The organism is Gemmatimonadota bacterium (genome assembly GCA_016713785.1).
In the GTDB taxonomy this organism is placed as follows: domain Bacteria; phylum Gemmatimonadota; class Gemmatimonadetes; order Gemmatimonadales; family GWC2-71-9; genus JADJOM01.
The window spans coordinates 2,502,703-2,519,434 of sequence record JADJOM010000003.1 but is presented as its reverse complement, the minus strand read 5'-3'; the positions used below and the strand labels follow the sequence as shown (position 1 = coordinate 2,519,434).

Here is a 16,732-nt window from a genome sequence, read left to right as displayed (position 1 = left end):
ACAGCGGCTACCGTTTCCCGCTTCCCTTTTCCCGCTTCCCGTCGGTTCCCGCCCACATCGGCCGCGCCCGCAGCACCTTCCGGTACACCGGGCACGCCTCGTGGTGCGCCCCCGGCAGCCAGCCGGTGCTCATCAGGAACTCGCCCACGATCTCGCCGCCGGTGAAGCGGAAGGTCTTCTTGAAGAGCTTCACCCACTCGTCCTTGGGCAGCGGGTGGTGCGCCGCGAGCCAGCCGTGGAAGCCGCCGTGGCTCTCGCGCAGCCGGAGCAGGGTGCGCGCGTTGTCCACCGCCGCCTCCACCTTGAGCCGGTTGCGGATGATGCCGGCGTCGGCCAGCAGCCGCTGCACGTCACGCGCGCCGAACCGCGCCACCACCACCGGGTCGAAGCCGCGGTACGCCGCCTGGAACGCCGCCCGCTTCTTGAGGATGGTGAGCCAGGAGAGCCCCGCCTGGTTGATCTCCAGGATGAGCCGCTCGAACAGCTCCGCGTCGGTGGTGAGCGGGAAGCCGTACTCGCCGTCGTGATACGGACCATGCCACTCGTGGCCGGGGGCGATGTCGCAGTAGGTGGGCATGGGGCTGCTCGCGGTACGATTCGGGAAACGGGAAACGGGAAACGGGAAACGGGAAACGGGAAACGGGAAACGGGAAACGGGAAGAGGGAAACGGGGACCGGCGCCGCGCCGAGCTCGGCGCCACGATCGACGATCACATTTGGTAGAAAAGCCGTCGGGGCCCGTGGGCTTCGGCGTTTCTTCGGTATAGTACAGGTCGGTACGCCGCTCCGCAAGCTGGCCCCCGGTGACCGGTCCTGGGCCGCCATCCGGGGGGCTGTGCGCGGCTGTTACCTTCGTGCCATGCGCGCCATCCGCTACACCGCCGCCGGCGGCCCCGACGTCATCCAGCTCCGCGACGCCCCGACCCCCGAACCGGGGCCGCGGCAGGTCCGGGTGCGGGTGCACGCCAGCGCCCTCAACCGCGCCGACATCCTGCAGCGGCGCGGGCGCTACCCCGCCCCCGCCGGGTGGCCGGCCGACATCCCCGGCCTGGAGTACGCGGGCGAGGTGGAGGCGCTCGGACCCGGCGTGACGCGGTGGCAGGTGGGCGATCGCGTGATGGGCCTCGTGGGCGGCGGCGCCCACGCCGAGTTCGTGGTGGTGCACGCCGACGAGACGATGGCCATCCCGGAGGGGATGCCGTTCACCGACGCCGCCGCCATCCCCGAGGCGTTCCTCACCGCCTGGGACGCGCTGGTGGCGCGGGGACGGCTGGTGGCGGGGGAGCGGGTGCTCATCCACGCGGTGGGGAGCGGCGTGGGCACCGCCGCGGTGCAGCTGGCCCGGCGCCTCGGCGCCACGGTGGCCGGCACCTCGCGCAGCGCCGCCAAGCTGGCGCAGGCGCGGGCGCTGGGCCTCGACGAGGCCATCGACACCTCGGTGCGCGGCTTCGGCGAGCAGCTCGACCAGTCGGTGGACGTCATCCTCGACGTCTTCGGCGCGCCGGCCTTCGCCGCCAACCTCGACGCCCTCACCCCGCGCGGCCGGCTGGTGCTGCTCGGCTTCCTGCAGGGCGCCACCGCGGAGCTGTCGCTGGAGCCGATCCTGCGCAAGCGGCTCGAGGTGATCGGCACCGTGATGCGCACCCGGAGCCTCGAGGAACGGATCCCGCTGGTGGCGGCGTTCGCGGCGGAGGTGGTGCCAGGGTTCGGCGGCCCGGCGGCTTCCCTGAAGCCGGTGGTGGCACAGGTGTTCCCCTTCGCCGACATCGTGGCCGCGCACGCGGTGATGGAACGCGACGAGAACTTCGGGAAGGTGGTGCTGGGCTGGTAGAGGGACTGCGGGAACTGCAGAACTGCGGGAAGCGGGAAAGGGAAGAGGGAGCGGCATCCCTCGGTCGCTACGCTCCCTCGGGATGGCAACGCGCCGTTCCGCTTCCCGCTTCCCCTTTCCCCCCCCCTTCCCCGTTCCCCCCTGCGCTCCTCCATCGAGGTGTGGGCATGGCCGAGATCCTCCCCTTCCAGCCCGCGTTCGCGGCCGACTTCCGGCGCATCAACCTGGCGTGGCTGGCGCAGTACTTCACCGTGGAGCCGCTCGACCTGGTGTACCTCGAGGACCCGCAGGGGAAGATCCTTGATCCCGGGGGCGACGTGTTCTTCGCCGTGGAGGACGGCATGGTGCTCGGTACCTGCGCCGCGATCCCGCACGCGCCGGGGGTGCTCGAGCTGGCCAAGTTCGCCGTGGTGCCCGCCGCGCAGGGCAAGGGACTCGGCACTGCGCTGGCCCAGGCGGTGCTCGACTTCGCCCGCCGCCGCGGCGACCACACCGTGATGCTCCTCTCCAATCACCGCCTCACCCCCGCGCTCCGCATCTACGAGCGGCTCGGCTTTGTCAGGCTGCCGTTCCCCGAGCCGTCGCCCTACGCCGATGCCGATATCTATATGGAGATTGCGGTGTAGGGTGGGGCGGGAAGCGGGAAGCGGGAAGCGGGAAGCGGGAAGCGGGAAGCGGGAAACGGGAAACGGGAAGGGGGGCCGGCCTACGTGCTGTTCCGCTTCCCGCTTCCCGTTGTTTTTCTCATCTTCCCACCCGCACCCCCTTGGTTCCCCATCGTCCGCGGATGCGATCCATCGCGGCCTGGAGCTCGGCGGCTCGTCCGTTTCCCGCGTCCCGTAGCTCCAGCTGGGGACGGCTCGGCGGCTCGTCTGTTTCCCGCTTCCCGCTTTCCGCTTCCCGCGGTTCGAATCCCAGCTCCATCTGCAGGTCGGCCTCCAGGAACCGGTCCACGGTGACCCCGACGGCGCGGAGGGCGACGGTGCGTTCGCGGGCCAGGTGGAAGGCGCGGCGGGCGGCGTCCCACAGCTCGAGGTCGAGGGCGGCGAGGGGCAGGGGCACGCTGCGCCGGGCGGTGGCGTAGTCGGTGTAGGCCAGGTGCACGGTGAGGCGGCGGGCCACGAGGTGGCGGGCGCGGAGCCGGCCGCCGAGCCGCTCGGTGAGGTGGCGCAGCACGGTGAGCAGCAGGGTGCGGTCGTTGCTGTCGTCGGCGAGGGGTGTGGGCGGCGCGGAACTCCGCCTTCACCGCGGGCGGCAGCACCGGCCGCGGGTCGATGCCGCAGGCGTGCTGGTGCAGCAGCCGGCCGGCGGTGCCGAAGACCATGGCCAGCTCGCGGGCGGTGATGGCCTGCACCTCGCCGATCAGGTCGAGCTGGTAGTCGTCGAGCCGCCGCCGCATGCGCGGGTCGAGGTCGGGCAGCAGCTCCACCCGTTCCGGCGCCAGGAACGTCGCCTCGTGGCCCACCGCGACGTCCAGCAGGCCATCCCCCATACCGCCCATACCGCCCTTACCGCCATTACCGTCCTTCGCCACCTCCGCCGCCGCGGCGCTCACCAGCTTGTTCTGCGCGCCGCCCACCGCGAGCGGGAGCCGGAGCCGCTGGGCGGCCTCGCGCTGGATGCGGAGCGCCACGTCCACCGCGGGGCCGAAGAGCCGGCCGGTGCCGGTCAGGTCCAGGTAGGCGTGGCCGTAGCCCTTCGGCTCGATCACCGGCGCGTAGCGGCGCAGGATCTCGTCGAGGGCGCGCGAGGCGCGGGCGTAGAGCTGGGGATTGGGGGCCGGATGATCACGTCGGGGCAGCGCTTGCGCGCCTCGGCCACCGGCATGCCGCGGGTGATGCCGGCCCGCCGCGCCTCGAGCGAGAGCGCCAGCACCGTGGCCCGGTCGGCGCCCGGCGCCGCTACCACCACCGGCCGACTCCGCAGCGCCGGGGCCACCAGCCCCTCCACCGTGGTGCAGAAGGCGGGCGGGTCGACGTAGAGCACCGAGCGGGTCATGGAAAAGAGGGGAAGCGGGAAGAGGGAAACGGGAAGCGGGATGACCGCGCGCTGTTCCGCTTCCCGCTTCCCCTTTCCCCGCAGTTACGGCGTTGCCGGCAGCGTGTAGTCGAGGTCGTACTCGTGCCGGCCCTCGAGGATGCGGATGGTGAGGGTGCCGGCGATGCCGGCGAGCCCGTCGGTGCCGGAGTCGGGGATCACCTGCACCGAGAGGCTGGGGGTGTTGCGGGTCATGGTGCCGATGTGCTGCAGCAGGAAGCTGCCGCGGCGGCCCTGGAGGGTGCCTTCCACCCGTTCGATGGCCACGTAGCCGGCGGAGCCCGGGACCGTGCCCATGCCGGTGAGCATCTCGCCGGTGGCGCCGGCCTCGAGGTCGCCGTGGTACTGCTTCTCGAGCAGCATGCGTCCCATGCCGGTCTCGCGGTCGGCGGCGGCGAGGGACTGGGGGGAGACCTTCACGTCGAAGGTGCCGGTGGCGTGGTGGGTCATGGGGGTCTGTCCGGGGAGGCCGGCGCCCGCCCCGGCCAGGAGGCCGAGGCAGGCGAGGACGAGGGCGCGGAGGGCAGGGCGCATCGTGGGGTCCCCTACTGGGTGTCGGCGGAGGGGCCGTAGGTCTGCGGCAGCGGGACGTCGCGGAGCCGGAGGTACACGGTGAACTGGCCGCGGTGGTGGCAGGTGTGGTTGAGCACCCAGGTGCGGATCACGCCGAGGCGCGGCATCGCGAACAGCGTCTCGCCCCCCATCTTGAGCGCCCAGGGCACCATGAAGTCGGCGTCCTTGGCGGCGGCCAGCGCGGCGCGGCCCTCCTTCACCTGCTGGTCGAAGAAGGCCAGCAGCTCGGCCACGCTGCCGAACGTGGGCGGGGCGTAGGCCGGCCCGTCCTTCGGGGCCAGGTCCCACTCCGTGCCCATCATGGTGCCCGCGACCCACGACGGGATCTCGGCCAGGTGGCTGGCCAGGGCGCCGAGGGTCATGGACTTGGCGTGCGGCTTCCAGGCCCAGTCCGCGAACGGCGCGCGCTCGAGGTGGGTGCGGGTGGTGGCCATTTCGTGATCGTACTCGGGCAGCAGCGACTGGGCGATCGACATGACAGACTCCGGTGGAACGGGAAAAGGGAAACGGGAAAAGGGAAACGGGAAGCGGGAAGCGGGAAGCGGGAAGCAAGGAGGGCTTTCACGTCATTCCCTTTTCCCTTTTCCCTCTTCCCTCTTCCCTTCTTTAAAGCAGCGTCCACTGCTCGGCGTGGTCGGGGATGGCCTGGTCGCGGCGCTGGTAGCCTTGCAGCCGGGCGCGGCCGCTCATCCCCACCGCCGTAGGATAGCCGAATTCCTCCTGCAGCGACCTGATGCGCCGGGCGAGCGCCTCGGTGTAGTCCTTGCCGGCGCCGGTGCGGGCGCCGTAGCGGCGGGCGTAGCGCCGGGTGAGCTCGGGGAACTCCTCGGCCAGGTGGGGAGGAAGCGGGTGCGCGCCGCGGGGCCGAGTCGGAGCGCCGCCCCGACCGCGTAGCGCGCCCCCGCGTCCTTCCCTGCCTGGAACAGCGCGGCGAGCTGCGCGCGGCTGTCGGAGATGCCGGGGAGGATGGGGGCGATGAGGAGGCCGGCGTGGAGCCCGGCGTCGGTGAGGCCCTTGAGGGCGCGGAGCCGCGCGTGCGGCGCCGGCGAGCGGGCCTCGAGGCGGCGCAGCAGGCCGGCGTCGGTGGAGGCGAGCGAGATGTTGATCGACAGCTCGTGCCGCTCCGCCAGCTGGGTCAGCAGGTCCACGTCGCGCAGGATGAGCGGCGACTTGGTGATGAGCCCGAGCGACAGCCCGCGCCAGCCCAGCAGCGCCTCGAGGATCTGCCGCGTCAGGCGGAAGCGCCGCTCGGCCGGCTGGTAGGGATCGGTGGCGGTGCCGATCACCAGCGACGCCCCGGCCAGCCGCGCGGGGAAGAGGGTGCGGGTGAGCACGTGCGCGGCGGAGGTCTTGACGAGGATCTGCTTCTCGAAGGCCGCCCAGGGGGGGAGCACCGCCTTCACACCCGCCTTCTCCGTCACCCACTTGTGGGTCTCCCGCGCGTAGCAGTAGGTGCACCCGAACTCGCAGCCCACGTACGGGTTGAGCGACCAGAAGCCCATGCCGGTGGTGGCGGGGGAGTTGAGGATGGCCTTGACCGGGACCTCATGGAACGACGCGCCGCGGCTGGCGCGCTCCTCGAGCACGGGGAGCGGCGCGCCGGCGCGGCGGTTGGCCGGCGGGTCGAGCAGGGCCAGCTGGTCGTGGTGGGGCATGGGTCACTCTTTCCGTTGGTGCTTTCCCGCACTTCCTCGCGCCCGGGTCGCGGCTTCGCCGCTCCCAAAGGGCGCTCGGTCGCCGCCTAACCGCCGAACCGCCTAACCGCCCAGCACCCTCTTTATCTGCCGCCGATGCACCAGGTCGTGTCCCGCGTACATCCGGAGCATGTGGGCCAGCGATTCCTCGCCCCGTTCGGCGTGGATGGCCACGCGGGCGAGGTCGGCGGGGGTGGCGCGTTCGAGCAGCACCAGGTTCATGCGGCGGAGCGCGGTGAAGTCGGCGATGGACGTGGCCGGGTCGTTGTCCTGGTAGCGGAGCCGCTCGGCCCAGCGGTCCTGGTCGTAGCCGGGGACGGCGGGGCGGTCGTGGGCCAGGACCATGCGGAAGCGGAAGCCGCCCACCAGTTCGCTGTCGGCGAGGTGCTGCAGCACCTGGCGCGCGGACCACTTGCCGGGCGCCTCGGGGCGAGCGAGCGCCTCGGCGCTCCGGCCGGCGATGAGCTGGCGCAGCGCCTCGGGCGTCTCGCGCAGCACCGCGAGGGGGTTCTGGTCGCCGAGCGCGGCGAGGATCGCGGCGGTGTAGGCGCGGGCTTCGGCGGCGAGGTGCTGGGTGGTGCCGGTGGTGGAGGCCATGAGGGGTCCTTGGTGGTTCGGTGGTTCGGTGGTTCGGCGGTTCGGCGGCGACCGAGCCCCCTTTGGGAGCGGCGAAGCCGCGACCCGGGGGCGAGGGAGTGGCGGTTCGAACCTGCGGCCTGTCATCCCGAGGGAGCACGCCCCCGCTGTCATCCCGAGGAGCGGAGCGACCGAGGGATCCCTCCGGGTACGGCTGGGGCTCCGGGGAGATTCCGTTCCGCTTCCCGCTTCCCGCTTCCCGCTTCCCGAAACACCGAACCCCGCCCCGCATGGTGCTACCCGCATCTCCCCCACCCGCACTGCCGGCAGGTGATGCAGCCGGAGTTGTGGACGACGGGTCCCGAACACTCGGGGCAGACCCGGATCGTCTTGGTCAGCAACGGGTTGGGGGCCTGATAGCGGGTGGGGGCGAGCTGGGGGGCCTGGGGTGCCATGGGGACCTCTCGATCACGGGCGGTGCGGGTGGCTGAACCCGAAGATACACCGAAAATCGTGGAGGTCAAGAAGAGCGCGGGTGAGTAGCGTGCAGGCCATGGAAGAGGGCGGGGACCGAACCGGGCGGGTCTGGCCGATGCCTGGTAACACGGGCGCTAGATTCCGCGACATGCGGGAACTCACGCCCGAACGCGCCCTGATCTTCCGGATCACCCACATCCGGAACGTGCCATGGCTGCTGCGCAACGGGGTGTGCTGCCGGAGCGGGGCTCTACATGACCCAGGGTTCGTCGAGATTGGCAATCCCGACCTGATCGCAAAACGACCGCACCGGACGGTGCCGATTCCGCCGGGTGGCAACCTGAGCGACTACGTGCCGTTCTACTTCACGCCGCACTCGCCCATGTTGCTGAACATCCTGACTGGCTATAATGGCGTGGTGCAGCGGACGAAGTCAGAGATCGTAGTGCTGGTCAGTTCGCTTCATCGCCTCGCTGAACGTGGAGTCCCGTTCGTCTTCACGGACCGACATGCCTACATGCTGCCGGCCCGGTACTTCGCTGACCTGGCAGACCTCGCCCAGGTGGACTGGCCGCTCCTGCGGGCCAGGGACTTCAAGCACGACCCGAACGACCCAGGCAAGAAGGACCGCTACCAAGCCGAGGGACTGGTCCATCACGCCGTTCCGGTGGACGCGCTCCTGGCGATTGCTTGTGCAAATGAGCCAGCTGCTGAAGAGGCACGGCGCATGATGACCGCTGCGGGTGTTAGCCTGAAGATCGTGGTCCGGCCGGACTGGTACTTCTGATGATCCAGTACACACGAGGAAACCTCCTCGAGGCGCAGGTCGACGCCCTCGTCAACACCGTCAATGAGGTCGGTGTGATGGGGAAGGGCATCGCCTTGATGTTCCGTGAGGCGTACCCCGAGAGCGCCCGGGAGCATCAGGAGGCAGCAAAGGCCGGCCGGATCCGGGTCGGGCAGATGCACGTGACCCGGAACCACGAGCTCGTGGGTCCTCGGTGGATCATCGACTTTCCCACCAAGAAGCACTGGCGGCATCCGTCCAGGCTGGAGTGGATCCGCGAGGGCCTCCGCGACCTGGCGCGGGTGATCGGGGAGTACCAGATCGCCACTATCGCGCTGCCTCCGCTCGGCTGTGGCAACGGCGGCCTGGAGTGGACCCAGGTGCGTCGAGAGATCGAACTGGCGCTCGGAGACCTGCCCGGCGTTGCCGTGACGGTATACGAACCTTCGGGCCGGTACCAGAACGCTCCCAAGCGTTCTGGGGTCGAGGAGCTGACCCCGGCGCGGGCCCTGATCGCCGAGTTGATCCTGCGCTATCTGGTGCTTGGGAACGACTGCACCAACCTCGAGGTCCAGAAGCTGGTGTGGTTCCTCGATCGGAGCGTGAGGGCGCTTGGGCTGGCCGATCCACTCGAACTGCACTTCGGGGCCAACAAGTACGGCCCCTACGCCGACAACCTGCGGCACCTGCTCGACAATCTCGACGGCAGCTACCTCCACTGCGAGAAGCGCCTCAGTGACGCGGGCCCCTTCGACCTGATCTGGTTCGAGGACACCCGGCGGGTGCCGGTCGAAGCCTACCTCCAGAATGAGGCGGAGCAGTACCTTCCGGCGCTGGAGCGGACCGCCGCCGTCATCGACGGCTTCGAGTCACCCCTCGGCATGGAACTGCTTGCGACGGTGGATTGGCTGCTCCGCGAACGGGGCAGTGAGGCCACCGTGGCCGGAATTCGTGAGGGGCTGGGTGCCTGGCCCGGGGGCAGGGCGGCGGGCCGGCGCAAGCAGGCGCTGTTCGACGACCGGCTCCTGGCACTGGCGCTGGAGCGCCTGGCGGCGGCCCCGCCGGTCTGACGCGCCATTCGGCCCCCCACTCCGCGGGGGTGCCGCCCGCTGGGAACTCCCCGCGATTCCATCGCTGCGTTTGACCACAGCGCCTTATGACGGGTCCTCACATCCAAGGCGCCCCGGCAGGAGGTGCGACGGCACGGGTCGGGGGAGTCACACCGCGTGGTTACCATGAACAGGTGCCGAGCGAGCCCGACCTGATCAAACACGCCACGCACCCTTGCTGGTCGGCGCAGCGGGGGACAGGTTTCCGGGGGGATGTAGTCGTCCGGCACCCATCCTTCCAACCTTCAAGCCCATGGCCCTTCATCCCTCATTTCCTACCTCCCCGTACGCCCCGCTGCTCCCCGAGCAGCGGTGGTTCCCGGCGGATGAGACCCTCCGCACCACCGCCTACGACAAGCTGCTCCCGCCACTCGTGGCGAAGGTTCGGCAGGAAGTCGCGGCTTGGAGGGGAAAGGGATACGCCGGGGCGTCAGCTACCTCCGTAGCCCTGCTGCGCTGGTGGTTCGAGGAGACCCACATGGTGGAGGCGGCCGACGGCTCCCTATCGGAGTTCCGCTACTACTACGCCCAGCGGGAGGCGGTGGAGACGGTCATCTGGCTCTATGAGGTCCGGCGGGCACGGGACCGGTTCGACCTGCTCCGGTTCGATGCCTCCGGCGCTGTCTCTTCCGGCATGTTCGACGAGGAATGGCCCCGCTATGTGCTCAAGCTCGCCACTGGCGCGGGGAAGACCAAGGTGCTGTCACTCCTCATCGCCTGGAGCTTCTTCCACCGGACCTACGAGCCCGATTCCGAGCTGTCGCGCAACTTCCTGGTGATCGCGCCGAACATCATAGTGCTGGACCGGCTCCGGGCCGACTTCGACGGCCTCCGGATCTTCTTCAACGACCCGGTCCTGCCGGCCAACGGACATGACGGGCGCAACTGGCGCGACGACTTTCAGGTCACGCTGCACATCCAGGACGATGTCCGCGTGGCCCGGGACACTGGCAACATCTTCCTCACCAACGTGCATCGAGTTTTCCTCGGTGACGTCGCTGACCCATCGCTGGATGATGACGACCTCCGGGACTACTTCCTAGCCCCCTTCGGTCCCAAGCCCGTCGGTGGCACGACCGACAGTAAGACCGATCTCGGCGAGATCATCCGGGGGGTGGAGGAGCTGGCGGTCTTCAACGACGAGGCCCACCACATCCACGATGCCCGCATGGCATGGTTCAAGTCCATCCAGGACATCCACCATCGGATGTTGCAGAAGGACCGGAGCCTGGCGATCCAGATTGACGTGACTGCGACTCCCAAGCACGACAACGGCGCCATCTTCGTCCAGACGGTGTCCGACTACCCCCTGGTCGAGGCGATCCACCAGAACGTGGTGAAGCACCCGGTGCTGCCCGATGCTCCGAGCCGCGCCCGGCTGCACGAGCGGACCAGCGCGCTCTTCACCGAGAAGTACGCCGATTACCTGGCGCTGGGTATCGAGGAGTGGAAGAAGAGCTACGCCGAACACCAGCCGCTGGGCAAAAAGGCGGTGCTGTTCGTCATGGTGGACGACACTCGCAATTGCGACGACGTCGGTGCCTTCCTGGAGAAGACCTGCCCCGAGCTGCAGGGCGCCGTCCTGGTCATCCACACCAAGAGGAACGGGGACATCTCCGAGGCGGCCTCCGGCAAGAGCAAGGAGGAGCTGGATCTGCTCCGCAAGCAGTCTCGGGAGATCGACTCGTGGAGCTCCCCGTTCAAGGCCATCGTCTCGGTGCTTGTCCTCAAGGAGGGGTGGGACGTCCGCAACGTGACCACAATCGTCGGACTCCGCGCCTACACCTCCCCCGCCAACATCCTGCCGGAGCAGACCCTCGGCCGTGGGCTGCGGCGGATGTACTTCGGCAGCGACACTCGGGAGACGGTTTCGGTCATGGGGACACCCGCTTTCATGGAGTTCGTCGAGTCTATCCAGACGGAAGGTGTGACGCTGGAGCAGGTGCCGATGGGGACCGGATCGGGGCGGCAGGAGTCGCTGATCATCGAGGTGGACTCGGCGAACTCCGCCAAGGACCTCAATGCGCTCGACATTCCGATCCCGCGGCTCAGCCGCCGCTATCACAGGGACTTCAAGGACCTCGACGCATTGGACCCGGCGGCCTTTGGCAATCCGCGGCTCCCGGTCAAGCCGTTCAGCCTGGAGGAGACCCGGGAGATCGTCTTCAAGACCATGCTGGACGACGAGATTCACCACACCGTGGTCCTCGACGGCTCCGGCCCGGCGGACTACCGCTCGGTGGTCGCCTTCTTCGCCCGCCAGCTGCTCAAGGACCTCAGGCTGGTCGGGGGCTATGACGTGCTATATGGCAAGGTGAAGTGCTTCATGCGGGAACGTCTCTTCGACCCCTCGCCGGTGGACCTGGAGGATCCGGTGGTGCTCCGGAACCTGAGCGAGCCGGAGGTGGGGAAGGTGCTGTACGACTCCTTCAAGGCGGCCATCAACGCCCTGACCATCCAGGCGGTGGGCACCACCCGCATTGAGGACCGGATCCGACTCCGGGACACGCGGCCTTTCCGAGTCGACCACCGCCCGTTCCTGGCAGCCAAGAAGTCTATCTTTAGCAAAACGGTGGGGGAAGCCAGCGCAGGTGGCTTTGAGCTCTCTTTCGCCGCCTTTCTTGAGGCGGCCAGTGACGTGACGGCCTTCGCCAAGAACTACCTGGCCATCGGCTTTAAGCTGGACTACGTCAAGGCCGATGGCGATCTGTCCACCTACACCCCGGACTTCATCGTCCGCACCAGGGACGGGACAGTCTGGGTCATCGAGACCAAAGGGCGGGAGGAGCTGGATCTGCCGCAGAAGATGGCTCGGCTCCGCCTCTGGTGTGAGGATGTGACCCCCCTGAGCACTGGCGAAGGCGGTCCGAGCTATCGCTTCGTCTACGTGGACCAGCCGAGCTTCGAGAAGCACCCGCCTACTACTCTGGCCGCGCTGGCCGCCTCCTTCACCGAATACCAGGCCTGATCATGGCGCGCCACCACGCCGATGGCTATGAGCTGAGCGACGCCGAGAAGCGCGACCTCATCAAGCTCATCAATGAGGGACGGCCGTTGCCGGAGAAGTACCGCTTCATCCTGTTCGACGACAAGCGAGAAGTGGAGCTGGTCTGGAACGGGAAGACCAGGGAAGTCTCCACCGCCGTCTTGCCCTTCCAGACTCTGGAGCACATCGACGAGCCGCGGAAGGAGCAAGACGCCGAGTGGGCGCTGGAGCTGGATACCGGTGGCCGGCAGATCAAGGGGTGGACCAACAAGCTCATCTGGGGCGATAACAAACTCATCCTCTCATCGCTCAAGAGCGGAGCGCTCCGGCAGCAGATCGAGGAGGCGGGCGGCCTCAAGCTGATCTACATCGATCCGCCGTTCGATGTGGGCGCCGATTTCAGTATGGATATCGAAATTGGGGGAGAGACGTTTCACAAGGAACGTTCGTTGTACGAGGACATCGCGTACAGGGACACTTGGGGGCACGGTGTGGATTCCTTTGCTTCCATGATTTACGAGCGCTTGCTACTGATGAAGGACCTTCTTGCTGCGGATGGATCGATCTACGTGCATTGCGATTGGCGGGTGAGTGCCATGCTGCGCTTGGCGCTGGATGAAGTATTCGGGCGTCCGAGCTTCCAGCGTGAGATCATCTGGCGCATTGGATGGATTTCTGGATACAAATCAGCTGCTCGCAATTTCATCCGCAATCACGATACGATCTATTTCTACTCAAAGGATCCAAAGGTTTTCACGTTTAACAAGCGGTATATCCCCTACCCGCCCGGGTACGTCCGGCGTGACGGCAATCCTCCAACTGGACAGGGCTACCCGCTCGAGGACACATGGAATTGCTCGGACATGGATACGATGGATTCCATCCAGATCATGAGTTTCTCTGCTGAGAAGACTGGCTACGCCACACAGAAGAATGAGAATCTCGCCGCCCGCATTATTGAGGCAAGTAGCAATGAAGGCGACTTGGTGGCGGACTTCTTCGTCGGGAGCGGCACTACCCCCGCCGTCGCTGAGAAGCTGGGTCGCAAGTGGATCGCTACCGACCTCGGCAAGTTCGGCATTCACACCACCAGGAAGCGCCTGATCCAGGTGCAACGCGAGCTCAAGTCGGCCGGCAAGCCGTTTCGCGCCTTCGAGGTGCTCAACCTCGGCCGCTACGAGCGGCAGGCCTATCTCAACGTGGGTGGCCGGCTCACCGGCCGGAAGAAGGAGCAGGCGCTGGCCCGGAAAGAGCAGGAGTTCCGGGAGCTGATCCTCAAGGCATACCGTGCGGAGCCGCTGCCGGAGACCGGCTTCTTCCACGGGAAGAGCGGCGCCCGCCTCGTGGTGGTGGGCCCGATCAACCTGCCGGTAGGGCGCCTGTTCGTGGAGGAGGTCATCGTCGAGTGCCGGAAGCGGAGCATCACCCGGGTGGATGTCCTGGCTTTCGAGTTCGAGATGGGACTGTTCCCGGCGGTGCTGGAAGAGGCCAAGGGGAAGGGAGTCGACATCGCTCCCAAGACCATCCCGCCGGAAGTCTTCGATAAGCGGGCGGTGGAGAAGGGGCAGGTGCGGTTCCACGATGTGGCCTACATCGAGGTGACCCCGAAGTTCGACAAGAAGGACAAGCTCTCGGTCCGGGTGGAGCTGACCGACTTCTCTGTCTATTACTCCCAAGGACTGATCGACTCAATCACCGCCGAGCTCAAGGAGGGGAAGAGCGAGGTGGTCTGCGAGCAGGGCCAGCTCATCAAGGTGAGCAAGGACAAGAGGGGCATCGTCACCCGGGACGTGCTGACCAAGAAGTGGACCGACTGGGTGGACTACTGGGCGGTGGACTTTAACTATGAGAGCCGGAAGGAAATCATCAAGATGCCCAAGAATTTCGGGGTGGAGGGGGCCCTCCCCGGGTTGGCCGATACCGGTGAGTTCCTGGAGTTCGAGGAGCAGTGGACCGGTGCCTACATCTTCGAGAACGAGTGGCAGAGCTTCCGGACCCGGAACGAGCGGGCGCTTGAGCTCACCAGCGCCCCTCACACCTATCCCGAAGCGGGGCGGTACGTGGTGGCGGTGAAGGTGATTGATATCTTTGGGAATGATACGACGTCGTTGGTGGTGATTACAGCGGGGTAACGCTTCGGCGGCGACATTCGACACCCGCTGGAAGCGAAGCACTGCACTGTCGACTTCCCCGCCTACCTAGTGCGCGTCCGTTGAACTCGCTTCCATGAGTCGATTCGCGAGTCGCGTCCCCACTTCTGGATTCACCGACTTCACGTATTCGATCCTCCCCAAGAGCCGCGTTCTCTGAGAGTCATCGAGAGTTGTGCCGCGGCGAAGCTGGGTCAGCACGAACCTCAAGTCATCAATGTAAGCGCGGTCAATGTTTGGCTTCGCGTTCAGGATGATGCCCAGATACCGATGTTGCGAGTCCCCGTCGTAGAGGCCGCCCTTTTTTCCGAGCACCCACCCCTCCTCGCCAACGATCTTCCTCACCAATGGTTCGAGGCGGGAGACCCGCTGGCCGCCAGAAACAGCGAGGTCGTCAACGTAGCGAGTGTACGTGACGCCCTCCTTCCGGCAGAGGTTCGAGAGCCGCACGTCGAGGCGGTAGAGCACGAGGTTGGCGAGTGCGACGCTCGTGCAGGCGCCTTGTGGCAATTGGCCGTAGGCGGTAGTCAATTGCGCTATCAGCGGGCTGAGCTGGTGCGATTCCCCCCGAGCCTTGAGGCTCTCGGTGACTTGTCCCGGAGAAACGCTCGGAAAGAAGTCCTTGATGTCCAGGTGAAGCAGGTAAGGATGGCGCGCGTGCTTTTCGGCCGCTCTGAGAGCCCCCCGGCGACGCACACAGAAAGATGCGTCATGGATTCGGAGCGCTTCCAATGGGCGCTTCAGGATGACCTGCTGGACCGTCGCGAGGCGCCTGCTGGGGAGGAGCAGCGTTCGGAGTTTGCCGCCCGTGAGTACTTGTCGCTGCCGCCACTCTGCGTCACCCGCGTCCAATAGGGAGATCAGCAGCCTCTCAGAAACACTTAGTCGTGTCGCCAGCGATGCGACGGACGCCATGCGATCCTAGTCGTCAAGCTGAAGAGTGTGTGCAGGACCGGCACCGAGGGAGACGAGCTTGTCGAGAATCGGGCGATATCTGCGTTTCTGGCTTGGTGGGAGATCCGACCATAGCGCCACTGCAAGGAGGAGGCCTGGAGGTACCTTGAGTTCACGGGCGAGAGTTCGGAGGAGCGTGAGGCTTGGTTCGCGGCGGCCCGACTCGACATGCGAGAGGTAGGTAGGGTCCGAATCGACGCGCTCCGCGAGCTCCTTCTGAGTGTAGCCGCCTGCAAGCCGCAGGCGGCGAATCGCTTCACCGAGACTGGCCATCTATTGATTACCCCTTTGGGGGCGTTGGAAAGGCAGTTGCAAGTGTTCTCTAGTTCCCGGATCAGCCAAGAAACCGCTTCGCGAAGTACCGCACCCGTAGCTGCCATCCTGAGTGCGTTGCTTGGCGGCTTCCTCCCGACCAAGCGCTGCAGCCGGTCGAGATCGTCAAGGAGTTCGAGCATCACGGCGTCACTCAAGGGCTCGGTGCCAGGCTGGCCACGGAGCTTCTTCCGAATCGATTCAACCGATTGTTCGGCCTGAGTGTGTTGAGGGGGGCCACGCTTACCCATTGTACTGTCCTTTCTGATCAAGGTAAACTACGAACTGCCGATGAGTCCCGATTTGCCAGCGACGCCGTGATGGACCACGCGAGGAGCGCGATCAACACCTGAACTGATGCGGCCTGCGGCCGCGTCCCCATGCCAGCCTGAGGCTGTGGAGCCCTGTGGGCTCCGCAACGAAAGGGTGGCCGACAAACGGGACGCATCCCGCCTCGAGTCCTCCCGGGCGGGGCAACGGTTCAGATAGCGGGACCCAATTTCCCCCCAACCACTGCTGTCAAAGAGCGCAGGGAGCGGGACTACTCGTTCCCTGGGGTGGAAGTTACGCTGGTTGTCTTATATGTCAAGTCAAGCGCAGGTGCCGGCACCCGCGGAGACGTCATTGACTTGCCCTACGGCAATACGCTTAGTACCCCAGCCCGTGCTTCTGCGCCTCCTCCGCCAACGCCGTCATGGTCTCCTTGCGTCGTGCCTCATCGCGCCGGCGGTACTCCGCCAGGTCCGCGAACATCACCCGCCGGTGGGTACCCACCTTCCGGTAGGGGAGCTTTCCCTCCTCCAGCAGCCGGACCAGGTACGGACGCGAGACGTTGAGGAAGTTCGCCGCCTCCTGCGTCGTCAGCTCCGCATGCACCGGGACGATGGTCACCGCGTTGCCGTTGGCCATCTGGCCCAGCACCTCGAGGAAGAGCGCGAAGGCCTGCCGCGGCACGGTGACCGTCGGCGCCGCCCCATCCGCCGGGCGGACCCGGACGTGCTTCTGGTTGTGGCGCTTCAGGAACGGCTGGAGCTGGCGGAGGGCGGATTCCGCCTCCTCCGCCACCTCCGGGGTCGGGAGTTCAAGGGTTGTGGTCATGGACATAGTTTCGGCAGTATTCGAAATAAGCGCAATAGGCGGAATAACCGCAGCGCCGGAATGAGCCCTGGAGTTGAGTTCTATCGCCTTGTTTTGTAATTGGTTAGGCCGTGATGACGGCGCCGGCTGACGCCAAGGCGGAGGCAGA

16 protein-coding genes and 1 pseudogene are annotated in these 16,732 nt (G+C 67.0%); 6 read left to right on the top strand and 11 right to left on the bottom strand.

What is annotated here, in order from left to right; translation table 11 throughout:
* Positions 1-7 precede the first annotated feature (7 nt).
* Positions 8-577 carry a DNA-3-methyladenine glycosylase I gene (locus IPJ95_19410; GenBank protein MBK7925772.1) on the bottom strand — a complete coding sequence of 190 codons (570 nt, stop codon included), beginning with the start codon at positions 575-577 and terminating at the stop codon, positions 8-10.
* A gap of 282 nt (positions 578-859) precedes the next feature.
* Here IPJ95_19410 and IPJ95_19405 point away from each other — a divergent pair, with 282 nt between their 5' ends.
* Together IPJ95_19405 and IPJ95_19400 are read left to right on the top strand one after the other, a co-directional pair.
* On the top strand, positions 860-1,831 hold the full coding sequence (locus IPJ95_19405) for an NAD(P)H-quinone oxidoreductase (GenBank protein MBK7925771.1): 972 nt from the start codon (positions 860-862) through the stop codon (positions 1,829-1,831).
* A 167-nt stretch (positions 1,832-1,998) separates the two neighbouring features.
* Complete coding sequence (locus tag IPJ95_19400) at positions 1,999-2,457, top strand: GNAT family N-acetyltransferase (protein MBK7925770.1); 459 nt, start codon at positions 1,999-2,001, stop codon at positions 2,455-2,457.
* Positions 2,458-2,575: 118 nt separating this feature from the next.
* Here IPJ95_19400 and IPJ95_19395 read toward each other — a convergent pair whose 3' ends face one another.
* The 7 genes and pseudogenes from IPJ95_19395 to IPJ95_19365 form a co-directional block, all read right to left on the bottom strand.
* Entirely contained in the window at positions 2,576-3,007 is a 432-nt protein-coding gene (locus IPJ95_19395; GenBank protein ID MBK7925769.1) for a hypothetical protein, read from the bottom strand.
* A gap of 364 nt (positions 3,008-3,371) precedes the next feature.
* A pseudogene (locus tag IPJ95_19390) lies at positions 3,372-3,632 on the bottom strand (DNA polymerase IV).
* Positions 3,539-3,829 carry a hypothetical protein gene (locus IPJ95_19385; protein ID MBK7925768.1) on the bottom strand — a complete coding sequence of 97 codons (291 nt, stop codon included), beginning with the start codon at positions 3,827-3,829 and terminating at the stop codon, positions 3,539-3,541. The pseudogene IPJ95_19390 and the gene IPJ95_19385 overlap by 94 nt, the downstream one beginning before the upstream one ends.
* Before the next feature lie 84 nt (positions 3,830-3,913).
* Positions 3,914-4,318, bottom strand: a complete 405-nt coding sequence (locus IPJ95_19380) for a DUF3224 domain-containing protein (GenBank protein ID MBK7925767.1) — start codon at positions 4,316-4,318, stop codon at positions 3,914-3,916.
* A gap of 95 nt (positions 4,319-4,413) precedes the next feature.
* The gene (locus IPJ95_19375; GenBank protein MBK7925766.1) at positions 4,414-4,917 is read right to left on the bottom strand and encodes a DinB family protein; all 504 of its coding nucleotides are present in this window, start codon (positions 4,915-4,917) and stop codon (positions 4,414-4,416) included.
* 210 nt (positions 4,918-5,127) lie between these two features.
* Positions 5,128-6,096, bottom strand: coding sequence for a radical SAM protein (locus tag IPJ95_19370; GenBank protein ID MBK7925765.1), 969 nt, complete (start codon positions 6,094-6,096; stop codon positions 5,128-5,130).
* 102 nt (positions 6,097-6,198) lie between these two features.
* Complete coding sequence (locus IPJ95_19365; GenBank protein ID MBK7925764.1) at positions 6,199-6,732, bottom strand: DinB family protein; 534 nt, start codon at positions 6,730-6,732, stop codon at positions 6,199-6,201.
* Between the two features lie 604 nt (positions 6,733-7,336).
* Here IPJ95_19365 and IPJ95_19360 point away from each other — a divergent pair.
* The 4 genes from IPJ95_19360 (at position 7,337) to IPJ95_19345 (ending at position 14,202) form a co-directional block, all read left to right on the top strand.
* Positions 7,337-7,975, top strand: a complete 639-nt coding sequence (locus IPJ95_19360) for a DUF4433 domain-containing protein (protein MBK7925763.1) — start codon at positions 7,337-7,339, stop codon at positions 7,973-7,975.
* Positions 7,975-9,045 carry a macro domain-containing protein gene (locus tag IPJ95_19355; protein MBK7925762.1) on the top strand — a complete coding sequence of 357 codons (1,071 nt, stop codon included), beginning with the start codon at positions 7,975-7,977 and terminating at the stop codon, positions 9,043-9,045. Before IPJ95_19360 ends, IPJ95_19355 begins: the two co-directional genes overlap by 1 nt.
* Positions 9,046-9,337: 292 nt before the next feature.
* Positions 9,338-12,052 (top strand): DEAD/DEAH box helicase family protein, encoded by a 2,715-nt coding sequence (locus IPJ95_19350; GenBank protein ID MBK7925761.1) that lies wholly within the window; start codon positions 9,338-9,340, stop codon positions 12,050-12,052.
* A 2-nt stretch (positions 12,053-12,054) separates the two neighbouring features.
* Positions 12,055-14,202, top strand: coding sequence for a site-specific DNA-methyltransferase (locus IPJ95_19345; protein ID MBK7925760.1), 2,148 nt, complete (start codon positions 12,055-12,057; stop codon positions 14,200-14,202).
* A gap of 66 nt (positions 14,203-14,268) precedes the next feature.
* Here the strand turns inward: IPJ95_19345 and IPJ95_19340 are convergent, their stop codons facing one another.
* The 3 genes from IPJ95_19340 to IPJ95_19330 form a co-directional block, all read right to left on the bottom strand.
* Complete coding sequence (locus tag IPJ95_19340) at positions 14,269-15,135, bottom strand: RNA-directed DNA polymerase (protein MBK7925759.1); 867 nt, start codon at positions 15,133-15,135, stop codon at positions 14,269-14,271.
* 6 nt (positions 15,136-15,141) lie between these two features.
* Positions 15,142-15,447, bottom strand: a complete 306-nt coding sequence (locus IPJ95_19335; GenBank protein MBK7925758.1) for a helix-turn-helix transcriptional regulator — start codon at positions 15,445-15,447, stop codon at positions 15,142-15,144.
* A 687-nt stretch (positions 15,448-16,134) separates the two neighbouring features.
* A complete protein-coding gene (locus tag IPJ95_19330; protein ID MBK7925757.1) occupies positions 16,135-16,584 on the bottom strand; it encodes a helix-turn-helix domain-containing protein in 450 nt (149 codons plus the stop codon).
* Between the last annotated feature and the right edge of the window lie 148 nt (positions 16,585-16,732).

What these genes read in the sequence shown, in the direction of transcription:
- IPJ95_19410 (MBK7925772.1), bottom strand. Translation starts at nt 577, where the DNA reads ATGCCCACCTACTGCGACATCGCCCCCGGCCACGAGTGGCATGGTCCG.
- IPJ95_19405 (MBK7925771.1), top strand. Translation starts at nt 860, where the DNA reads ATGCGCGCCATCCGCTACACCGCCGCCGGCGGCCCCGACGTCATCCAG.
- IPJ95_19400 (MBK7925770.1), top strand. Translation starts at nt 1,999, where the DNA reads ATGGCCGAGATCCTCCCCTTCCAGCCCGCGTTCGCGGCCGACTTCCGG.
- IPJ95_19385 (MBK7925768.1), bottom strand. Translation starts at nt 3,829, where the DNA reads ATGACCCGCTCGGTGCTCTACGTCGACCCGCCCGCCTTCTGCACCACG.
- IPJ95_19380 (MBK7925767.1), bottom strand. Translation starts at nt 4,318, where the DNA reads ATGACCCACCACGCCACCGGCACCTTCGACGTGAAGGTCTCCCCCCAG.
- IPJ95_19375 (MBK7925766.1), bottom strand. Translation starts at nt 4,917, where the DNA reads ATGTCGATCGCCCAGTCGCTGCTGCCCGAGTACGATCACGAAATGGCC.
- IPJ95_19370 (MBK7925765.1), bottom strand. Translation starts at nt 6,096, where the DNA reads ATGCCCCACCACGACCAGCTGGCCCTGCTCGACCCGCCGGCCAACCGC.
- IPJ95_19365 (MBK7925764.1), bottom strand. Translation starts at nt 6,732, where the DNA reads ATGGCCTCCACCACCGGCACCACCCAGCACCTCGCCGCCGAAGCCCGC.
- IPJ95_19360 (MBK7925763.1), top strand. Translation starts at nt 7,337, where the DNA reads ATGCGGGAACTCACGCCCGAACGCGCCCTGATCTTCCGGATCACCCAC.
- IPJ95_19355 (MBK7925762.1), top strand. Translation starts at nt 7,975, where the DNA reads ATGATCCAGTACACACGAGGAAACCTCCTCGAGGCGCAGGTCGACGCC.
- IPJ95_19350 (MBK7925761.1), top strand. Translation starts at nt 9,338, where the DNA reads ATGGCCCTTCATCCCTCATTTCCTACCTCCCCGTACGCCCCGCTGCTC.
- IPJ95_19345 (MBK7925760.1), top strand. Translation starts at nt 12,055, where the DNA reads ATGGCGCGCCACCACGCCGATGGCTATGAGCTGAGCGACGCCGAGAAG.
- IPJ95_19340 (MBK7925759.1), bottom strand. Translation starts at nt 15,135, where the DNA reads ATGGCGTCCGTCGCATCGCTGGCGACACGACTAAGTGTTTCTGAGAGG.
- IPJ95_19335 (MBK7925758.1), bottom strand. Translation starts at nt 15,447, where the DNA reads ATGGCCAGTCTCGGTGAAGCGATTCGCCGCCTGCGGCTTGCAGGCGGC.
- IPJ95_19330 (MBK7925757.1), bottom strand. Translation starts at nt 16,584, where the DNA reads ATGACCACAACCCTTGAACTCCCGACCCCGGAGGTGGCGGAGGAGGCG.